This window comes from Caballeronia zhejiangensis (genome assembly GCF_022879815.1).
Taxonomy (GTDB): Bacteria; Pseudomonadota; Gammaproteobacteria; order Burkholderiales; family Burkholderiaceae; genus Caballeronia; species Caballeronia zhejiangensis.
The window spans coordinates 122,609-141,373 of the sequence record NZ_CP084286.1; the positions used below are offsets into that span (position 1 = coordinate 122,609).

Annotated in this window: 19 protein-coding genes and 1 pseudogene; 7 read left to right on the top strand and 13 right to left on the bottom strand. The window is 63.9% G+C overall.

The genetic code is table 11. The annotated features are described in order from the left end of the window. Positions 1 to 43: 43 nt before the first annotated feature. Positions 44 to 871 (top strand): MetQ/NlpA family lipoprotein, encoded by an 828-nt coding sequence (locus LDZ23_RS26735; protein ID WP_008346747.1) that lies wholly within the window; start codon positions 44 to 46, stop codon positions 869 to 871. A 69-nt stretch (positions 872 to 940) separates the two neighbouring features. Here LDZ23_RS26735 and LDZ23_RS26740 read toward each other — a convergent pair whose 3' ends face one another. Beyond that, complete coding sequence (locus LDZ23_RS26740; protein ID WP_008346750.1) at positions 941 to 1,582, bottom strand: peroxidase-related enzyme; 642 nt, start codon at positions 1,580 to 1,582, stop codon at positions 941 to 943. Between the two features lie 209 nt (positions 1,583 to 1,791). Between LDZ23_RS26740 and LDZ23_RS26745 the strand changes: the two genes are divergently transcribed. Further along, positions 1,792 to 2,367 (top strand): peroxidase-related enzyme, encoded by a 576-nt coding sequence (locus LDZ23_RS26745; protein WP_008346752.1) that lies wholly within the window; start codon positions 1,792 to 1,794, stop codon positions 2,365 to 2,367. A gap of 34 nt (positions 2,368 to 2,401) precedes the next feature. Beyond that, the gene (locus LDZ23_RS26750) at positions 2,402 to 3,604 is read left to right on the top strand and encodes an acyl-CoA dehydrogenase family protein (RefSeq protein WP_244808296.1); all 1,203 of its coding nucleotides are present in this window, start codon (positions 2,402 to 2,404) and stop codon (positions 3,602 to 3,604) included. Between the two features lie 83 nt (positions 3,605 to 3,687). Here the strand turns inward: LDZ23_RS26750 and epsC are convergent, their stop codons facing one another. The 5 genes from epsC to LDZ23_RS26775 form a co-directional block, all read right to left on the bottom strand. Continuing rightward, a complete protein-coding gene (epsC, locus tag LDZ23_RS26755) occupies positions 3,688 to 4,623 on the bottom strand; it encodes a serine O-acetyltransferase EpsC (RefSeq protein WP_008346756.1) in 936 nt (311 codons plus the stop codon). Positions 4,624 to 4,698: 75 nt separating this feature from the next. Further along, positions 4,699 to 5,001, bottom strand: a complete 303-nt coding sequence (locus LDZ23_RS26760; protein ID WP_008346758.1) for a hypothetical protein — start codon at positions 4,999 to 5,001, stop codon at positions 4,699 to 4,701. A 53-nt stretch (positions 5,002 to 5,054) separates the two neighbouring features. After that, the gene (locus tag LDZ23_RS26765) at positions 5,055 to 5,786 is read right to left on the bottom strand and encodes an amino acid ABC transporter permease (protein ID WP_008346760.1); all 732 of its coding nucleotides are present in this window, start codon (positions 5,784 to 5,786) and stop codon (positions 5,055 to 5,057) included. After that, complete coding sequence (locus LDZ23_RS26770; RefSeq protein ID WP_008346762.1) at positions 5,783 to 6,514, bottom strand: amino acid ABC transporter permease; 732 nt, start codon at positions 6,512 to 6,514, stop codon at positions 5,783 to 5,785. The genes LDZ23_RS26765 and LDZ23_RS26770 overlap by 4 nt, the downstream gene beginning before the upstream one ends. Before the next feature lie 12 nt (positions 6,515 to 6,526). After that, complete coding sequence (locus LDZ23_RS26775) at positions 6,527 to 7,348, bottom strand: ABC transporter substrate-binding protein (protein ID WP_008346764.1); 822 nt, start codon at positions 7,346 to 7,348, stop codon at positions 6,527 to 6,529. 266 nt (positions 7,349 to 7,614) lie between these two features. Here LDZ23_RS26775 and LDZ23_RS26780 point away from each other — a divergent pair, with 266 nt between their 5' ends. Next, positions 7,615 to 8,601, top strand: a complete 987-nt coding sequence (locus LDZ23_RS26780) for a sulfonate ABC transporter substrate-binding protein (RefSeq protein ID WP_008346766.1) — start codon at positions 7,615 to 7,617, stop codon at positions 8,599 to 8,601. A gap of 66 nt (positions 8,602 to 8,667) precedes the next feature. Here the strand turns inward: LDZ23_RS26780 and LDZ23_RS26785 are convergent, their stop codons facing one another. From LDZ23_RS26785 to LDZ23_RS26810, 6 genes and pseudogenes are all read right to left on the bottom strand, one after another. Next, on the bottom strand, positions 8,668 to 9,870 hold the full coding sequence (locus LDZ23_RS26785; RefSeq protein WP_008346768.1) for an acyl-CoA dehydrogenase family protein: 1,203 nt from the start codon (positions 9,868 to 9,870) through the stop codon (positions 8,668 to 8,670). Between the two features lie 34 nt (positions 9,871 to 9,904). Then, positions 9,905 to 11,593 (bottom strand): ABC transporter ATP-binding protein, encoded by a 1,689-nt coding sequence (locus tag LDZ23_RS26790; RefSeq protein ID WP_008346770.1) that lies wholly within the window; start codon positions 11,591 to 11,593, stop codon positions 9,905 to 9,907. 14 nt (positions 11,594 to 11,607) lie between these two features. After that, the gene (locus tag LDZ23_RS26795) at positions 11,608 to 12,561 is read right to left on the bottom strand and encodes an ABC transporter permease (protein WP_008346771.1); all 954 of its coding nucleotides are present in this window, start codon (positions 12,559 to 12,561) and stop codon (positions 11,608 to 11,610) included. A 20-nt stretch (positions 12,562 to 12,581) separates the two neighbouring features. Beyond that, on the bottom strand, positions 12,582 to 13,562 hold the full coding sequence (locus LDZ23_RS26800) for an ABC transporter permease (RefSeq protein ID WP_008346772.1): 981 nt from the start codon (positions 13,560 to 13,562) through the stop codon (positions 12,582 to 12,584). 12 nt (positions 13,563 to 13,574) lie between these two features. Next, positions 13,575 to 15,173: an ABC transporter substrate-binding protein gene (locus LDZ23_RS26805; RefSeq protein ID WP_008346773.1), complete on the bottom strand. Its 1,599-nt coding sequence runs from the start codon at positions 15,171 to 15,173 to the stop codon at positions 13,575 to 13,577. Between the two features lie 167 nt (positions 15,174 to 15,340). Then, a pseudogene (locus LDZ23_RS26810) lies at positions 15,341 to 15,529 on the bottom strand (IS5-like element ISCARN85 family transposase); the annotation flags it as partial. Between the two features lie 165 nt (positions 15,530 to 15,694). Between LDZ23_RS26810 and LDZ23_RS26815 the strand changes: the two are divergent. The 3 genes from LDZ23_RS26815 to LDZ23_RS26825 all read left to right on the top strand — a co-directional run bounded on the left by LDZ23_RS26815 (position 15,695) and on the right by LDZ23_RS26825 (position 17,313). Further along, positions 15,695 to 16,243: a PAAR domain-containing protein gene (locus LDZ23_RS26815; protein WP_008346775.1), complete on the top strand. Its 549-nt coding sequence runs from the start codon at positions 15,695 to 15,697 to the stop codon at positions 16,241 to 16,243. Continuing rightward, a complete protein-coding gene (locus LDZ23_RS26820; RefSeq protein ID WP_008346776.1) occupies positions 16,243 to 16,797 on the top strand; it encodes a M35 family metalloendopeptidase in 555 nt (184 codons plus the stop codon). Before LDZ23_RS26815 ends, LDZ23_RS26820 begins: the two co-directional genes overlap by 1 nt. 75 nt (positions 16,798 to 16,872) lie before the next feature. Beyond that, positions 16,873 to 17,313 (top strand): OmpA family protein, encoded by a 441-nt coding sequence (locus LDZ23_RS26825; protein WP_160172872.1) that lies wholly within the window; start codon positions 16,873 to 16,875, stop codon positions 17,311 to 17,313. Between the two features lie 42 nt (positions 17,314 to 17,355). On the opposite strand, the gene LDZ23_RS26830 is transcribed toward LDZ23_RS26825, so the two are convergent. Beyond that, on the bottom strand, positions 17,356 to 18,693 hold the full coding sequence (locus LDZ23_RS26830) for an LLM class flavin-dependent oxidoreductase (RefSeq protein WP_008346778.1): 1,338 nt from the start codon (positions 18,691 to 18,693) through the stop codon (positions 17,356 to 17,358). Positions 18,694 to 18,765: the final 72 nt, after the last annotated feature.

Below are 18,765 nucleotides of genomic sequence, written 5' to 3' on the forward strand. Positions count from 1 at the left end.
GCCTCTAGCATCGGCTTCTTTCAACCAGCCTGCCTGTCCATTCGTGAAGATCAAGCATTCATTCAAGACTGTCCTGTTCCCGGTCCTGCTCGCGTGCGCCGTCGTGAGCGCGCAGCCGTCGTTCGCGGCGAACCAGACCGTGCGGGTCGGCATCATGTCCGGCGAGGACGAGGATGTCTGGCGCACCGTCGCGGCCAACGCCGCGAAGCGCGGCATCACGGTCAAGGTCACGACCTTCTCCGACTATACGCAGCCCAACGAGGCGCTCGCGCAGCACGATCTCGACGCCAACTCGTTCCAGCACAAGCCTTATCTCGATGCGCAGATCCAGGCGCGCCATTACGACATCGTGCCGGTCGGCTTCACCTATGTGCAGCCGATCGGCCTCTACTCGCGCAAGGTGAAGTCGGTGGACGCGCTGCCGCAGAACGCGTCGATCGGCGTGCCGAACGACCCGAGCAACGAAGGCCGCGCCCTGCTGCTCCTGCAGGCGAACGGCGTCATCAAGCTGCGCGAGAACGTCGGCCTGCTGCCGACCGCTCGTGACATTGCGAGCAACCCGAAGCATGTGCAGATCAAGGAACTGGACGCGGGTATCGTCGGCCGCGCGATCGGCGATGTCGACGCCGCCGTCGTCAATACCGATTGGGCGATCAAGGCGGGCATCCAGATTCCGCAGGAGCGCATCGCGCAGGAAAAGGTGACGAACAATCCGTATCGCAACTTCATCGCGGTGAACGCGAAAGATGCGCAGGCGCCGTGGGTCAAGGCACTGGTCGAGAGCTATCAGCAGGCGAATGTCGCGTCGTCGATTCTTTCCGTGTATCACGGGGCGACGTTGCCGGCGTGGGAAGACGCGCCGCAGCATTGAACGCGACGGCGAAGCATCGCCGATCATCGGGACGCGGGGCCTGTTTTCGGAAGGAAACAGGCCCCGGCTTCATTGTGTCGCCGGATCGCGGCCCGCAAAGAACTGTTCGTCCGGCACCACATTCAACGCGATGGTCAGCCGGTTCGCATAGTTGAAGAACGCCGATATCTCCAGCACTTCGGTCACCGCCTGCTGCGTGAAGCCGATCGAGCGCAGCCATTGCAGATGCTCATCGCGAATGCTGCCCGGCTCGCGCGTGAGGCGCTCCGCGATCTCCGCGAGCGCCGCCTCCTTCACGGACAGGCGCACATGGCGAAAGCCCTGCGCGATGCGCTGCGCACGCACGGTATCGCCCGAGACGGCCGCCAGCGCCTGCGTGTGATTGAAAACGCAATAGCTGCATTCGTTCACGGCCGACGTGACCACCGCGATCAACTCGCGCTCGGCTGCCGTGAGATGGCTGCGGTGCGGATCGAATAGATGCTCGTAGAACGTGACGAGCCGGTACGCGGTATCGGGGTTGACGGAAAGCGCCGCAAGCCAGTTGGGCACGAAGCCATACTGACGGCGAAACTTCGCGTGGATCGCCGCGACGTGCGGCGGCAAGCGGGCCTCGTCGGGCAAGCCGAAACGGGAAACCGGTTCGCGTATTGCATCGGCATCCGAATTCAGCTGATCGGCGAACGGATCTGAAGGTGCAAGAGTGGACATCGTATGGAGTCTCCTGGCGCTATGTTCGGGCATCCAAATTAACGCACTCGCCGACGCGCGGTGTGACTGATTTTTCATAAGCTAATCGGTGTTTGGACACATCGCGCTCGCCGAATTGCAAATCGCAAATCGATATTGGATCGCACGAAAGATCGCTGCGCATAATGAGCCGCAGCTTCTCTTCACTCCTTCCAGGCGAGGCATGTGACATGGCAGAAGTTCTGAGCACTGAGACGCACGTCATCGGACGGCTCGATGTTCCGACGCACGATGCGCTGAGCGACGATCTCCGGCAACTGGTCGAGCAGCACGGCGGCGACAACTGGATTCGGGCGCTGTCCCTGAATGCCGATACCGCGCGCCGCTTCACGCAGTACTTCGAGAAACTTTTCAGCGCGACGGGCGGACGACTGCCGCTCGACGAGCGCGAGCTGATCGCGGTGATCGTGTCGCGCACGAACGGCTGCGGGCTGTGCGCAATCCATCACGCGCATGCGCTCGGCGAGGCGCTCGGCGACCGCGTGCAGGCCCGGCGCATTGCGCTCGACTATCACCTCGCGGATCTGTCCGCGCGGCAACTGGCGCTCGCCGAAATCGCCGAGACCATCACGACATCGCCGCGCGCGATTACCCGTAAGGACTTCGACCGCCTGCGCACGCTCGGCCTCGACGACGCCGATATCCTCGAAGCGATCGAAACCGCGTCGTGGTTCAACCATACGAACCGCATCTTCATCGCGGCCGGCGTCGTGCCCGACGAGAAGTATTTCTCGGCGCTCGCGTAATGCCGATCCCGCATCCGCACACAGGAGAGTTTCGATGAGCGCCGTACTCGAACCCGTCATCGCGTCGCCCGCGCCGGGCGATGCCTCGCATCTGCTGTCCGACGCGCTGCTCGATGCGATCGGCCAGCGCGCCGCCGGTTATGACCGCGAGAATCGCTTCTTCTCCGACGACCTGCGCGATCTTCACGAAGCCGGTTTCCTGCGCGCCACGGTGCCGATCGAATTCGGCGGACTCGGCCTCACGCTGCCGCAACTGCTGCGCGAGCAGGTGCGGCTCGCGGCCCGCGCGCCATCGACGGCGCTTGCGCTGAACATGCATCTGTACTGGGTCGGCGCGGCGCTGCATCTGTATCGGCGCGGCGACAAGTCCGCGCAATGGATTCTCGAGGAAGCGGGCGCGGGCAAGGTGTTCGCGGCAGGCCATGGCGAGCCGCGCAACGATCTCGGTCTCGCGTGGTCGTCGGTGAAGGCGACGCCGTTGCCGGACGGCGGCTATCGCTTCGACGGCCGCAAGATCTTCACCTCGCTCGCGCCCGCATGGGACTGGCTCGGCGTGCATGGCATCGACGACTCCGATCCACAGGCGCCGAAGATCGTGCATGCATTCATCCGGCGTGACGCGGCGGGACATCGCACGGTGCAGACCTGGGATGCGCTCGGCCTGCGCGCGACACGCAGCGACGATACCTGGCTCGAAGGCGCCATCGCGCCGCGCGACAAGGTGATCCGCGTGCTGCCCGCGGGCATTCCCGACGATCCTTTCGTCGATGGCATTCTCGGCGCGGTGCTGCCCGGTCTCGGCGCGGTCTATTACGGCATCGCGAAGCGCGCGTTCGACATCGCGGTGGAATCGGCGAAGCAGCGTGCATCGCCGGCCATCGGCGGCAAGACTTATGCGTACAAGCCGCTGACGCAGCAGGCGGTCGCGCAGGCGGCCATCGAGCTTGCGAGCATCGAGGCGCTCGTCGAGCGCGCGGCCGAGCGCTGGTGGACGGGTTACGGCGAAAGCGAACCGTGGATCGCGCACTTGCTTGCGGCGAAACAGCATGCCGTCGATGGCGCGTTGCGCGTGGTGAACCTCGCGCTGAAGATCGCAGGCGCGGCTTCACTGTCGCGTCATAGCGAGCTGGAACGGCTGTATCGCGATGTGCGCGCGGGCGCGTTTCATCCGCCGAACGCGGATGCGGCGCATGAAGTCATCGGTCAGGCTTGGCTCGGGGTGCTCGGTCAGGCGTGAGCTTCGCGGCGCATGGTTGACTTTTCCATGCGTTGCGCGCTTGAACTTCTGCATTCAGGCTTGCGCTTCGCGAATCATAGTGCTTACCGCGCAACCTCCACTGCGGACGCACGCGCGCCTTCCTCACCGCTTTGCGAAAGCGCCTGCGTCACCGAAGCACCGGGCGCGACGTCGTGCGTGAGCCATACGTTGCCGCCGATCACCGCGCCGCGTCCGAGCGTCACGCGTCCGAGGATCGTCGCGCCCGCATAGATGACGACATCGTCCTCGACGATCGGATGACGCGCGAGGCCCTTCTCCAGATGACCTTCCGCGTCGCGCGGGAAGCGTTTCGCTCCGAGCGTCACCGCCTGATAGACGCGCACGCGATTGCCGATGACCGCCGTCTCGCCGATCACCACGCCCGTGCCGTGATCGATGAAAAAGCCCGAGCCGATGCGCGCGCCCGGATGAATGTCGATGCCTGTTTCCCCATGCGCGAGTTCCGCGACGATGCGCGCGAGCAGCGGCAACCCGAGCCGGTAGAGCTCGTGCGCGACGCGATGGTGAATCATCACGAGAATGCCGGGATAGCAGAGCAGCACTTCATCGACGCTGCCCGCCGCCGGGTCGCCCTGATAGGCCGCGAGGATGTCGCTGTCGAGCAGACTGCGAATGCGCGGCAGGGTTTTCGCGAACGCGCGTATCGCATCGCTCGCGCGCGTTTCGACGGCGTGATCGTCGCGCGGCAGATGACGCGCCTTGTATTGCAGTTCGAGCTTCGCCTGCACGAGCAGCCCTTGCAGCGCGAAGTCGAGCGCGTGGCCGACGTAGAAGTTTTCGCTTTCCTGTCGCAGGTCGGGCGGTCCGAGCCGCATCGGAAAGAGCGCGCCTTTCAGTGCGCCGATGATGTCGCCAAGCGCCTCGCGTGCGGGAAGCTCGCGCCCGCCCGGTTCGAGCGAGCGCTTCTGGGCTTCGCGCCACTGCTGGCGGACTGTCTGAAGCGATTGGACGATGTCGTCGATGTCGAATACAGCCACAGTGCAGTCCTTTCCATGTAATGGGTCAGCTCGCGTGGGCGCGCGATGCGCGAGCGGTAAATTCGTCGCGCGCGCTCATCGATGGGAGCGAGCGGTCGACGCGCCGCCTGCATCGCAGCGAAACAGCGGCGGTTCGACCGGCGGCTGAAACATGTCGACCGCATTGCCCATGTTGAAGTAGCCCGCCTGCGCGAATAACGCGATGTGTTCAAGCCGCTCCGCGCGGCTCGCCTCTCCGTCGCCGCGCGTAGAAGTGCGCGGCGCTTCGCACCCGCACGCATTCATCGCGCGTCTGGCTTCACGCAGAAAGCGGCGCTCGCGCGACCGTTCGAAACGGTTGGACAGCATGTGCCAGCAAGACGTCAGGATATGCGCCATGACTCGCTACCTTCGAATGACGATGACATCAATCTAGGCCCGCGCGACGCGTTTCACAAACGAGCTTTTCTGCGTTGCATTGCAGGCATCGTGCGGACCCGGCTGCGCTCTGCGGAGCGGCGCGAGAGCAGTGCGTGCGCGAGCGCTTGCAGCGCACCGCACAGCATCAGATAGACGAAGCCGACGAACAGGAAGATCTGCGCCGGATAGACCATCAACCGGTTGTTGAGCTGATTGGCGAGGAACGTGAATTCCGGCACGCCGACGATATAGGCAAGCGACGTATCCTTGATGAGCGAGACCCATTGATTGACGAACGACGGCATCATCACGCGCACGGCCTGCGGCAACACGACTTCGCGCAGCGCCTGCCAGCGCGTGAGGCCGAGCGACATCGCCGCCTGCCACTGCCCGTTGCCGATCGACACGATGCCCGCATGGACCGAATGCGACAGATACGCGCCGCCGATCAGCGCGAGCGCGCATACGACGGTCGCGAGGCCCGGCACATTGACGTGCAGCAGAATCGGCATCAGAAAGAAGGTCCAGAAAATCAGCATCAGCACGGGAATCGCGCGAAAGAACGCAACCAGCGCGGTCAGCAGGATCTGCGCGACGCCGCGTGTCATCGAAAGCGCGATGCCGCCCGCGAGCCCGATGATCGCCGCAAGAATCGCGGAGGAAATGGAAAGCGCGAGCGTCAGCGCAACGCCGCCGAGCGGTCCGGAAGGAAACGCGCCCAGCAGGAGATAGCGCAGCGACGCGAACCAGTCGACCTCGTTCATGCGTGGACTCGCCGCAGCGCGCGCACGCCGGTGCGCTGCCACACGACCAGCGCCGCTTCGATGACCGCGATGGTCAGCACATAGAACACCGTGGCCGTGCCGAATGCCTGAAATGTCCTGAAGGACTCGGTATCGACCTGACGCGACATGTACGAAAGCTCCGCGACGCCTACCGCCATCGTCAGCGACGAGTTCTTCACCACGTTCATGTATTGCCCGGCGAGCGGCGGCGTCGCGATGCGCAGCGCCTGCGGCAGGATCACGTAGCGCAGCGCGGCATAGCGGCTCATGCCGAGCGCGGCCGCCGCCTGCTCTTGCGCCGCACTCACGCCACGCATACCCGCACGAAACTCCTCGCCGATGAACGCCGTCGTGTAGCAGGTCAATCCGATCCAGCCCGCGAACAGCTCGAAACTCGGCCAACGCAAAACGAACGGCCCGAACGTCGCGGCATGCGGCGTGTTGAGCCACGTCATCCATTCGGACGGCAGCAACGCGGCCGCCCCGAAATACCAGAACAGCAACTGGACGAGCAGCGGCGAATTGCGAAAGACGAAGACATACGATGCCGCGACGCGTGCGAGCGCCGCATTGCCCGACGTGCGCGCGACGGCCAGCGCGAAGCCGAGCAGCGTCGCGCAGATCGCCGCGCAGGCGGACAACATCAGCGTGACGGCGAAGCCCTGCTCCAGCCACGCGAGATATTTCGGATCGAGCCAGCTATGCATGATCGACGGCGATCAACCGTTCTTCTGCGGATCGCCGATCTTGAAGAGGCGCGGCAGCGGCGCGGCGCTCTTCGGGCCGAACCACTTGTCGTAGATGCGCGTCGCTTCGCCGTCCGTTTCGAGTTTGGTGAGCGTGCCGTTCACGGCGTCGAGCAGGCGCGTCTCGCCCTTCGGCACGCCGACGCCTTCGTAATCGTTGGAGATCGTGAAGGCCGGAATTTCGTAGCTGGCCTTGTCCGGCACGCGCGCGAGCAACGCAACCAGCTTCGGTCCGTCCTGCGTGATCGCCTGCACGTTGCCCGTGCGCAGCGCGGCGAAAGCGAACGGCGTGTCGTCATAGGCGACGATGGTCGCGTTCGGGAATTTCGCCCGCACCTGCTGTTCGTTCGTCGTTCCCTTGTCCGCGCCGATGCGCAGGCTGTTGATCTGATCGGGCGATTTCAGCACGCCCTTCTTCGCGATGAACTGCGTGCCCGATGCGAAGTACGGCGTGCTGAAATCGACTTCCTTTTTGCGCTCGTCGGTGATCGTGAAGTTGGCGAAGACGAGATCGACCTTGCCCGACTTCAGAAACGCGATGCGGTTGGCCGGATTGGTCGGCTGCACTTCCAGCTTGACGCCCAGGCTCTTCGCCACCGCGCGCGCATAGTCGACATCGAGACCGACGAGCTGATTGTCCTTCGGATCGACGAAGCCGAACGGCGGATTGCTGTCGAACGCCGCGACGCGCAGCACGCCGGCTTTCTTGATGTCGTCGAGCCTGTCCGCATGCGCGGCATTCGAAGCCACTGCCAGCAGTGCAGCGAGCACCGCGCCCCAGGTCCTGATTTTCATTGGCGAGTTCCTTGTTCGTTGCGCCGGTGTGCGTCGCCGGGCGGCGGCACGATGGCGAGGCTGGCACTCTATCGGTGCCGCCGCTTCGACGGAACGAAGTTTTTGTCACGAAGAAAGCAGGCGTGGAGATTTGGCGCGACGCCCGCATTGCCGTCGCGTGCACATGCTTATGACTTCCGTTGCCATAGCGATATGTGCATCGCTACGTTGGTCCGAATGGGCGCTCGTCTTAGCATCGGAAGCTTTCGCCAACCAGAGCTTCCGCCATGTCGAAAACAAAAACCACCGATCGCCGCGCTTTTCTCTCCCTGACCGCGCGGGCCGCGACGGGCGCCGCCGCGCTCGCGGTCACGCCGGCATCGTTCGCCCAGCAAGCCGCGCAAGCGCAGCCGCGCGTGTTGCGCATCGGCAATCAGAAAGGCTATCTGAACCTGCTCAAGGGACGTGCAACGCTGGAGAAGCGTCTGGCTCCGCTCAACGTATCCGTGAGCTGGACGGAGTTCTCCGCGGGTCCGGTGCAGCTCGAAGCGCTCAATGTCGGCTCGATCGATTTCGGCGACGTGGGCGAAGCGCCGCCGATCTTCGCGCAGGCGGCCGGCGCGCCGCTCGCCTACGTCGCCGCCACGCCGACGCGGCCGCATTCCGAAGCCGTGCTGGTGCCGGCGCAATCGTCCGTCAAAACGGTGGCGGATTTGAAAGGCAAGCGTATCGCGTTGAACAAGGGCAGCAATGTCCATTACTTCCTCGTGAAGCTGCTGCGCCAACATGGCCTTCAGTATCGCGACGTCGAACTCGCCTATCTCGCGCCCGCCGACGCGCGCGCCGCCTTCGAGCGCGGCTCGATCGATGCGTGGGTCATTTGGGACCCGTACTTCGCCGCCGCGCAGCAGTCGCTGAATTCGCGCGTCGTGGCGGACGCGAGCGGCGTCGTGGGCAACCGCGCCTACTATTTTTCGTCGCAAGACTATGTGGCGAAGAATGCCGACGTGATCCGGATCGTCATCGAGGAGATCAAGGCCGTCGATCAATGGGGCAAGCAGCATCCGGACGAACTCGCGAGCGAACTCGCGCGGCTTTGGGGCCTGCCCAAACCTGTCGTCGATCTCGCGGTGAGCCGGCAGGTCTTCGGTACGGAAGCCATCACGCGGGCGATCATCGCGGAGCAGCAGCAGATCGCCGACACCTTCGTCGAGCTCGGGCTGGTGCCGAAACATGTCGACGTGCTGAGGGCCGCGCCGCCCGGTCTTGCCTGACGGCCGTCGATGCCTTGCGCGCCGCGCCTGAAAGCCGCGGCATCGTGTAGCGATCCGCGCAAGACGTCAGAACACGCGCCCTTCCGTCAGATGCGTCGTCACGCCGTTGAGCGCGTAATCGCCGATCACGCGCGCCTTATGCATCAGCGGATTGTGGCTGAAGATCGTGCGCAGATTGCGCCAGTGGCGATCGAAGTTATGCGCGCGCGCCGTCGCCGATGCGCCGCCCGCTTCGAACATGCGCTCCGCCGCGCTCAACGCGAGCTTGCTGACGACGATCTGCGTGCGCGCCGTCGCGAGCGCGCCTTCCAGCACGAGCGCGTCGGCGCCGGCATCGCCGTTGCGAATCGCTTGCGACGATCGTTCGAGCACGCGCGCGTTGTCGCGCACGAGCGCATCGATCGCGTGACTGTTCGCGCTCAATTCGCCCACGACCTGCTGAATGAACGCATCCTCGCGCGCCGACGGCGCCGCGCTATGCAGCACGGGGCGTCCGTGTTTCAGCACATAGCGCTCCGCATCCGCGACGACGTTGCGTACGATGCCCGCCGCCACCGCCACCAGATGCAACTGACGCAGCGCGCCACCGTGACGGCCCGTGAGCGTCGTCTGCACGCGCGGCGTGACTTCGTCCGCGTACACGATCAGATCGTCGAACTCGAGACTGCCGCTCGCGGTCATGCGCTGCCCCATGCCGTCCCAGTCGTCGAGCACGCGCAGCCCCTCGCGTTGAACCGGCACGACGGCTATGGCGGCCTCGCCGTGTTCGTCCTGCACGTTCAGGCGCGCGTAGTCGGAGAACGCGGTGCCCGTCGCGTAATACTTGCGGCCGCTCAGACGAAAGTGATCGCCTTCGCGCCGAAGTTGCGTCGTGATTTCGCCGGGGCGCGACGTGCCCGCTTCGGTCGATGCGCCGCCGAAGATCGCGCCTTCCGCCACGCGCTTGATCTGCAATGCATTGAACGGCGTGCGCGGCGCAAGCAGCAGCGCTTCGGTCTGGTCGAAGTGAATGCGCAACGCGTGCGCGACGTTGCTTTCGTGCGCGGCAAGCGTTGCGATCACGTCGAAGACGTCTTCGAGCGAGCCGCCGAGTCCGCCCCATTCGAGCGGAAAGCGCAACGTCCCGAGGCCCGATCGACGAAACAGCGCAAAGGCATCGAACGGCAGTTCGCGGCGCACCTCGCGCGCGGCCGCATCTTCGCCGATGGACTGTGCCAGTTCAGGCAGCGCGGCGAGCGCGGCTTCGAGCTTCTGATTTTTATTCGACATATGACGTGACGTTCCTATGGTATTGATGCGTGCTCTACGCGGCCTGCGCGTCGAATCGTTTGCCGGGAATCGCTTCGAGCAGCGTGCGCGTGTACGCATGCTTCGGCGCGCGCCATATCTCGCGATGATCGCCGCTTTCGACGATGCGCCCGCCATGCATCACATGGACGCGGTCGGCGATATAGCGCACCACCGAGAGATCGTGCGAGATGAAGAGATAAGCGAGCCCGAGGTCGCGTTTCAGCTCGACGAGCAGATTGAGTATCTGCGCCTGAATGGACACATCGAGCGCGGAGACGGGTTCGTCGCAGATCAGCAGCGCGGGCTCGAGCACGAGCGCCCGCGCAATGCCGATGCGCTGCCGCTGACCGCCCGAAAACTCGTGCGGATAGCGATCAAGCGCGGCGCTCGGCAAACCGACGCGATCGAGCATCGCGCTTGCGCGTCGGCGGCGTTCGCGCGCATCGGCGATGCCGTTCACGATCATCACCGTATCGAGGATGTCGCCGACGCGGCGGCGTGGATTCAGCGACGCATACGGGTCCTGAAACACCATCTGCACCTGCGCCCGCAGCGGGCGCAACGCGCGTTCGCTCAGGGGCGCCAGATCGACGCCGCGCAGGCGGATCGCGCCACCCGACGCCGGCACGAGACGCAGGATCGCTTTCGAAAGGGTCGACTTGCCGCAGCCGGATTCGCCGACGAGACCCACGGTTTCGCCGCGCGCGATATCGAACGACACGTCGTCGACGGCGCGCAACGCGCCCCTGCCATGCCGATGCACATAATCGACCGTCAGATGTTGCACCGAGAGCAGCGGCGCGTCGTTGTCGAATCGCGTTTCCGGCGCGCTGACGGGCGCAAGCGGCGTCACGTTGAACGCGGGCTTGTCATCGGCGCCTTGCACGTGACGAATCTCCGGCAGCTTCCAGTCGCGGTAATGCAACTCCGTCGCCACGTTCAGCGATGCGCCCAGCAGCCCGCGCGTGTACGCATGCCGCGGCCGCTCGAAGAGTTGACGCACCGGCGCTTCCTCGACCTTTTCGCCCGCGAGCATCACGGCGACGCGATCCGCATGTTCGGCGACGACGCCGAGATCGTGCGTGATGAGCAGCAGCGACATCGACAGATCGCGCCGCAATTCGGCAAGCAGTTCGAGAATGCGCGCCTGAATCGTGACGTCGAGCGCGGTGGTCGGTTCATCCGCGATCAGCAGACGCGGACGGCATGCGACGGCCATCGCGATCATCACGCGCTGGCGCTGTCCGCCCGACAGCTCGTGCGGATAGTCGAAGACGCGTCGATGCGGCTCCGGAATACGCACGAGATCGAGCAGTTCGACGGCGCGCTTCATCGCCGCTGGCTTCGACAGCGCTTCGTGCCGTCGCAAGGTCTCGACGATCTGCGCGCCGACCGTGAGCACCGGATTGAGCGATGTCATCGGCTCCTGAAAAATCATCGAGATGTCGCGGCCGCGCACATCGCGCATTTCACGCGGGCTCAGCGCGAGCACGTCGCGTCCGTCGAAGCGGACGCTGCCCGTCACGCGGCCCGGCTCCGGCACGAGCCGCATGAGCGACAGCGCGGTCGCCGATTTGCCGCAGCCGGACTCGCCGACGAGCGCGAGCGTCTCGCCTTCGGCTATGTCCAGATCGATGCCGCGCACCGCGCGATGCGCGCCGAAACTCACGCGCAGATCGCGCACTTCAAGAAGATTCGCCACGGACAGGTCTCGGGTCAGGAACGTTCGCGCATGCGCGGGTTGAGTGCGTCGTTGAGGCCGTCGCCGAGCAGATTGAGCGCGAGCACCGCGAGCACGATCGCCGCGCCCGGCACGGCGGTCAAATACCACGCGGTGCGCAACGAATCGCGCCCCGCGCCGATCATGCCGCCCCATGTGACGACGTTCGGGTCGCCCATGCCCAGAAACGACAGCGAAGACTCGATCAGGATCGCGCTCGCGACCATCACCGATGCGGTCACGATCACCGGCGGCAGCGCGTTCGGCAAGATCTCGCCGAAAATGATGCGCGCGTCGGAAAAGCCCTGACTGCGCGCGGCGAGCACGAAGTCCGACGAACGCAGCGTGCGGAACTCGGCGCGCACGATACGCGCGACCGTCGGCCACGAAGCGATGCCGATGGCCAGCGCGATCACCGTCACGTTCGGCCGCCCTATCGCGACGATTACGATCACGAGCAGAAACGACGGCACGGTTTGAAACAGCTCGGTGACGCGCACGAGAAGATCGTCGATGACGCCGCCGAAAAAGCCGCCCATCGCGCCGACGAGCGTGCCGATGACGAGCCCGATCGCCGCCGCCGATGCGCCGATCAGCAGCGACACGCGTGTGCCGTGCGCGATGCCGGCGGCGACATCGCGGCCGAGCGAATCGGTGCCGAGGCGATACAGCGGGTCGCTGCCCGGCCATTCGAAGGGCGCGGCGACCATATCGAGCGGATCGCCGGGAAAAAGATACGGCGCACTCAGCGCAAGCGCGATGAACGCAGTCAGCAGCACGATGCCCGCGAGCGCGGACGGATTGCGCAGCAGCGCGCGCCACACGCCGCGCGAGGCGCGAGCGTAAGGCGCACGTTGAGCGCGCCGCGCGCCGAATAGCGCACCGGCGAGCTGGCGCCGCCACGCCGAGCCGTGGCCGGATGAAGCGAGTTCGGTGGAATCGGAAGCCATGCGTTTTCAGGTTCGATGAGTCAGACGATGCGTGGATCGAGCCACGCCTGCAGCAGATCGACCGTCACGTTGGCGACGATCACGAGCAGCGACGAAAGCAGCAACACGCCGAGCAGCACGCTGAAATCGCGCGCCATGACAGCATCGAGCGCAAGACGCCCGAGGCCCGGCCAACTGAACACGGTTTCCGTGACGGCCGCGCCGCCGAGCAGCGTGCCGAAGTGAATGCCGACCATCGTCGTGAGCGGCATCAGCGCGTTGCGCAGCACATGACGCACGGTGACGCGCAGCGGATGCAGCCCCTTCGCGTGCGCAGTACGCACGAAGTCCTGGCGCTTCACTTCGAGCATCGCGGCGCGCGTGAGACGCGCGTAGATGGCGACGAAGAAAGTCGCGAGCGTCACGGCCGGCAGCAGCACATGTTTCGCGACATCGGCGGCATACGCGAAGCCGTGCAAGGACGCGCCGACGGTGATATCGCCGCCGCTCGGCAGCCAGCCGAGATGCACCGAGAACAGCACGATGGCGAGCAGGCCGATCCAGAAGCCGGGCGTCGAATACAGCACGAGCGCGAGCACGGACAGCACGCGATCCGGCCACTTGCCCGCCCAATGCGCCATGACCGCGCCGAGCACGATGCCCGCGGCGATCGCGAGGGCGAGCGCCGTGCCCATCAGCAGCAAGGTGTTCGGCAGCCGCGACAGAATCAGCTGCATGACGGGCGCGTCGTAACGCGGCGAATAGCCGAGACTGCCGTGCGCGAGATGCGACAGATACGCGCCGAGCTGATGCAGCACCGGCTGATCGAGGCCGAACTTCGCGCGCAATGCCTGCAGCGTTTCGGCGGTCGCGGAGCCCGCTTCGCCCGCGAGCACATCGGCGGCGTCGCCGGGCATCAGCTTCAGCAGGAAGAAGTTCAGGACCACGATGGCGAGCATCGTCGGCAGGGCCTGCCATGCGGTGCGCCGCGCGATGGCGGCGAAGCGCGTGCGTCGGTTCATCGGCGTCCGTCCTCAGGCGCTCAGCCACACATCGGCGAGATTGCCTTCCAGCCCCTGCGCCGACACCGTGTGATTGCGCACGCGCCGGTTCGCGAGCGTGACCATGCGCGGCGCGACGAGATTCAGGATCGGCAGGTCGCGATACACGATTTGCTGAAACTGCTGATAGAGCGCCACGCGCTTCTTCTCATCCGTTTCGATCGATGCCGATTCGAGCAGCGTATCGACTTCCGCATTGCTGTAGTGCGGCGCGTTCGAGAACGGCACGCCGGGCCGGATGTTCTTCGACCAGTAGAGACGCTGCACACCCACGCTCGGATCGAACAACGTATTCACGCCGATGCTCGTGAAGTCGAACTGACGGTCCGCATACACGCGCTTGAGGAACGAAGGCAGATCCTGCGAACGCACGGTCACGTCGATGCCCACACGCGCGAGCGCCGACTTCACGTAATCGGCCTGACGCCGGTACATGTCGCCATAAGGCAGGAAATCGTGCGTCAACTGGAAGCGCGGGCCGCCGTTCTTGCGCGGATAACCCGCGGCATCGAGCAGCTTTTCCGCGTTCGCGATATCGAATGCGTAAGGCGCGAGCTTCGCGTCGTGATACGGCGAGGCGGGCGTGATCGGCGTCGGAGAAATGTCGGCGTAACCGTAGGCGATCGTCTTCTGCACGATCTGCGGATTGATCGCATGGGCGATCGCCTGACGCACGCGCACGTCCTTCAGGATCGGATGCGCGAGATTGAAATCGATCTCCGAGAGCGGTTCCAGAAAGCGATAACCGCGCGTTTCCACGGCGAGCTGCGGCAATTGCGTGAGACGCGGCAGATCCGAAAGCGGCACCGGATTCTCGCCGCCGAGATCGAGCGCGCCGGTTTCGAACGCGGCGGAGCGCGCGGCGGCATCGGGAATCACTTTGAACACGAGCGAATCGATATACGGCTTGCCCGCGTCCCAGTAATCCGGGTTGCGCTCGTAGACGATGCTCGCGCCCCGCGTCCACGACTTGAAGCGGAACGGCCCGGTGCCGATGGGCGCGTTGTTATGCGGGTTCGTCAGCGGATCGCCGTTCGCGTAGAGATGCTTCGGCACGATCGGCGATTCGCCCGCCGACAGCGCCTTCAGCAGATACGGCGCGGGCTTCGACAGTTCGATGATCGCGGTGCGCGCATCGGGCGTCGATACGCGCGTCACGTTGGCGAAGGTGCTGCGCCCGCGCGGATGGATCGACTTCAACAAGTCGATGGAAAACGCCACATCCGCCGATGTGAACGGCTCGCCGTCGTGCCACTTCACGTTCTGGCGCAGCGTGAACGTGTACTTGAGACCGTCCGGGCTCACGTTCCACGCGGTCGCGAGCTGCGCCTTCGGCTTCAGATCGAAGTCATAGGCGAGCAGACCTTCGAGCACCTTCGAACTCGCGACGAGCGCGGGGCCCGTCGTCTGGAAGATCGATACGAGCACGGGCGGCTCGGGATTGATCAACATGTTGAGCGTGCCGCCACGCCTGGGTGCCGCTTCCTGCGCGAAGGCGAGCGAAGACAGGCCGGCGGACGCGAGCGCCGCGCCTGATGAGACCAGAAAATCGCGTCGGTTGAAGCCTGCCATGTGATGCCATTCCTCTCTGTTCGTTGTTCGACGGCCGAATATGACGCGCCGCGGCGATCACGATAAAACGGCTGCGCGCGCGCGTGAACGAACGGTTATGCATATGGAAAGCATGGCGGCGCGAAAAGCATGTGACGTCGGGTGCAATGCCGAGAGGCGTGTTCACACTATCGAAGTGTTTCCACGACGAGGGCGAAGTTGATAAAGCCGATGAACATCAGAATGACTTTGTCGAAGCACGAGAAAATCCGACGAAAGCCCTTCAACCGACGGAACAGCCGCGCCACTTCGTTGCGACGTTCGTACATTATCCGGTCGTACTACCAAGGCTCGACGCGCGTGCTTAACGGAGGAATACGTTGAAGTTTGTAGATTCGAAGATTTTTTTACCAGCATCCCGTTGAACTTTTCCAACGAGTTCGTATGCTGACGTCACTACTTCAACCGAGTGGCGTCTTTCCAAAAGCCTGAAAACATATGCCAAAAAGCATGAATAACGAAACAGGTAGCAGGGCCCAATCATGATGCGCCGGTTTGCTGTGGTCGGCGATAAGCTAAGTAACAACGGTGAGATTTGCGATTACAAAGGGCCCTTTTTCACGTTGAGCGGCCATCAAGCCGCGCTTATCAACGGTGCCGCATATTGTCCCGTCTGCAAGACAACCGGCTATATCGCGAAGGAAGGCGGTCGGCGCCGCATGACGTTAGGTGCAAGCGAGATAGCGCTAGAAAATGATGTCGTCATATGCGACTGTCCGGACCATCCGCGCATCTTCGCAAGACTCGCGGGGGAAGCTTGGTACGAAGATCTTGTCGAGAGTCTCGGGGCCATCCGTCATTGCGCGACTGGAAGTGACAACATCGCTGCCGCGCCTTTGGCGTCCGTGTTCGATGAAGCGTACGTTCTTCGCAGCAAGATGAACGGCAAGCCACTCTCTAACGTGGCGTATCGCCTGATTGGCGAAAGCGGAACGCTCATCGAGGGCGTGACCGACGCAGCCGGCAGGACGCAACGCATCAGGACCAATGCGGCCGAGCGTGTGACGGTCGCGGTGGAGGATGTGAAGTAATGGCAAAGGAGTTGTTCGAAGTTCATTCGTCGATGACTAACACGGTCGAGGGTTCGTCCGTGGATGTGTATGTCAACACGGAGCGCATTTGCCCGAATATGACGAATGCGGAATTCAGAAAGATGTTCGCTGCGGCGCAGGACGAAGCAGTTCAGAAGATTGAAATGCGCCTGGCTGCGTTAGATGTCTGGAGCGCCAGCGAAAAGGCTCGTGTATGGCGATGGTTCGGCCGCAACGACGAGGCCACTCATAGGCGGCTTCGAGATGGACTCACGAAAGTCCTTGAGGTAGTGCGCGGCTTCGGGCCCGAAAACGTAGTGCGAAGTGGGAGCGAAGCAGACCATGCAACAGGCTGCCTTCCGAACTCACGCACGGATGGCGTTGCGGCGCACGTATGCGCCCCGGATACCGCCACGCACACAATGGCAATCGATCTGAGCTTTTGCACGATGCGGCCGTGGAGCGGCACAGGTGACTCGCAGGCATCAACTATCATTCATGAGGCGACTCATTTTCTCGACACGATGGCAACGGCGACCCTCAGTACACGATAACTTTCAGGCTAAAGGAATGGGGGCAGGCGCATCCGGATCTTGCAATAGTGAATGCTGACAGCGTGGCGGGGTACTGTGTCTTTTCTGAAAATTAAGCTCCTGATTCCGGCGCTCTTGCTCGCGTGGTTCGGTTCAGCACTGGCCTGTGATGGCCCACAGAATCAACGTGGAGAAAATATCGATGTTCTCTTCGCGCGAAATTCTGCGTCGCTCAGTGTCAAGGAATTGGCACGGCTCTCGGCATGGTCCGCAGAAATGCGAAAGTTTGAATACGCGGACGTTATTCAAGTGGTCGGCCTCGCGGAATCAATCGAGGTTATGCCGAGGAAGCTGGCAGAACAGCGTGCCCAAAAGGTGTGGAGCGCCATGCAGCAGTTCGGCTTACAAAGTTCGCATTTGTGGGTAACTGGGCGCGTTTATACCGTGCGTGAGCCACGAAGGTTTTCCGAGCCGGGTGGGCAGCGGGTGGAAATCACGTTCGGTCCCGGATGCCCGAACAACTGTTGCACGCGCTAGAGGCGATCGCTACGCCACGCGCACCGCTCCCCCACCACCCGCCTAATGCATGTCGAGCACCGCGCCCTCGGGCACCGACAACCCCAGATGGCTGCGCAAGGTCTTGCCCTCATAGGCGCGACGGAAAATGCCGCGCCGCTGAAGTATCGGCACGACGCCTTCCGTGAAGGCTTCGAGACCATCGGGCAGCACGTCGGGCATCAGATTGAAGCCGTCGGCGGCGCCGTTCCTGAACCAGTGCTCGATGTCATCCGCGACTTGCTCGGGCGTGCCGACGATCACGCGATGTCCGCCGCCGCCCGCCAGCGCACGGATGAGCTCGCGCACCGTGTAGCCATGCGTGCGCGCCTGCGCGAGCGTCGCGTTGAAGAACGTGTGATTGCCGTTGCCGCCATTGGGCAGCGGCAAGTCGTCGGGCAAACGCCTGTCGAGCGAAAGCGAATCGACGGGCACGCCGAGCGTGCCAGCGATGCGGTTCAGGCTGTACTGCACCGGAATCAGATCGACGAGTTCGTCACGGCGTCGCAGCGCCTCGCTTTCCGTCGAACCGATGATCGTCGTCAGTCCCGCGAGCACTTTCACCGCGTTCGCGCCGCGTCCGTAACGCGCCGCGCGCGCGTTGAGATCTTCGCGATATGCACGCGATTCATCGAACGATTGCGAGGCCGAAAACACCGCTTCCGCGTGACGCGCGGCAAGCTCGCGTCCGTCGCCCGATGCGCCCGCCTGCACCAGAACCGGATGACCCTGTGCCGAGCGCGGCAGATTCAGCGCGCCGCGCACGCTGAAGAATCGCCCACGATGATCGGCCGGATGCACCTTGTCGAGATCGACGAAGCGCCCGCTCGATTTGTCCGCGATGAATGCGTCGTCATCCCAGCTATTCCACAGCGTCTTGACGAGCGCCGCGAACTCGTCCGCGCGTGCATAGCGCGTTGCATGGTCGGGGACCGTGTCGTGACCGAAGTTGCGCGCAGACGGCAGGTCCGCGGTCGTCACGATGTTCCAGCCCGCGCGCCCGCCGCTGATCAGATCGAGCGTCGCGAATCGGCGTGCGATGTTATACGGCTCGTTGTAACTCGTCGATGCCGTCGCGATCAGCCCAAGATGCGTGGTCGCGGCTGCAATGCTCGTGAGGAGCATCGTCGGTTCGAGCGCCGTGATAGGGCGCATGTCGAGCTGATCGGAGATCGCGGCGCTATCGGCGAGAAAGATTGCATCGAGACACGCGCGTTCCGCCAGCTGCGCCAGGCGCACATAGTGGCTCACGTCGAGGAATACGTTCGGATCCGAATCCGGCAGACGCCATGCCGACGGCACGAATCCGGAATGAAGCGCGTTGATGTTCAGATGCAGTTGGCGCGGGGCATCGCCGCTCATGGAAAGCTCCACAGAAAGGGATAACTCTCCATCTTGTACGGGCGACGCGAACGACGCCACGAACGAATTCGA

What these genes read in the sequence shown, in the direction of transcription:
- LDZ23_RS26775 (WP_008346764.1), bottom strand. Translation starts at nt 7,348, where the DNA reads ATGAAAATCAGGACCTGGGGCGCGGTGCTCGCTGCACTGCTGGCAGTG.
- LDZ23_RS26795 (WP_008346771.1), bottom strand. Translation starts at nt 12,561, where the DNA reads ATGGCTTCCGATTCCACCGAACTCGCTTCATCCGGCCACGGCTCGGCG.
- LDZ23_RS26740 (WP_008346750.1), bottom strand. Translation starts at nt 1,582, where the DNA reads ATGTCCACTCTTGCACCTTCAGATCCGTTCGCCGATCAGCTGAATTCG.
- LDZ23_RS26780 (WP_008346766.1), top strand. Translation starts at nt 7,615, where the DNA reads ATGTCGAAAACAAAAACCACCGATCGCCGCGCTTTTCTCTCCCTGACC.
- LDZ23_RS26750 (WP_244808296.1), top strand. Translation starts at nt 2,402, where the DNA reads ATGAGCGCCGTACTCGAACCCGTCATCGCGTCGCCCGCGCCGGGCGAT.
- LDZ23_RS26785 (WP_008346768.1), bottom strand. Translation starts at nt 9,870, where the DNA reads ATGTCGAATAAAAATCAGAAGCTCGAAGCCGCGCTCGCCGCGCTGCCT.
- LDZ23_RS26820 (WP_008346776.1), top strand. Translation starts at nt 16,243, where the DNA reads ATGGCAAAGGAGTTGTTCGAAGTTCATTCGTCGATGACTAACACGGTC.
- LDZ23_RS26760 (WP_008346758.1), bottom strand. Translation starts at nt 5,001, where the DNA reads ATGGCGCATATCCTGACGTCTTGCTGGCACATGCTGTCCAACCGTTTC.
- LDZ23_RS26830 (WP_008346778.1), bottom strand. Translation starts at nt 18,693, where the DNA reads ATGAGCGGCGATGCCCCGCGCCAACTGCATCTGAACATCAACGCGCTT.
- LDZ23_RS26815 (WP_008346775.1), top strand. Translation starts at nt 15,695, where the DNA reads ATGATGCGCCGGTTTGCTGTGGTCGGCGATAAGCTAAGTAACAACGGT.
- LDZ23_RS26805 (WP_008346773.1), bottom strand. Translation starts at nt 15,173, where the DNA reads ATGGCAGGCTTCAACCGACGCGATTTTCTGGTCTCATCAGGCGCGGCG.
- LDZ23_RS26800 (WP_008346772.1), bottom strand. Translation starts at nt 13,562, where the DNA reads ATGAACCGACGCACGCGCTTCGCCGCCATCGCGCGGCGCACCGCATGG.
- LDZ23_RS26770 (WP_008346762.1), bottom strand. Translation starts at nt 6,514, where the DNA reads ATGCATAGCTGGCTCGATCCGAAATATCTCGCGTGGCTGGAGCAGGGC.
- LDZ23_RS26765 (WP_008346760.1), bottom strand. Translation starts at nt 5,786, where the DNA reads ATGAACGAGGTCGACTGGTTCGCGTCGCTGCGCTATCTCCTGCTGGGC.
- LDZ23_RS26745 (WP_008346752.1), top strand. Translation starts at nt 1,792, where the DNA reads ATGGCAGAAGTTCTGAGCACTGAGACGCACGTCATCGGACGGCTCGAT.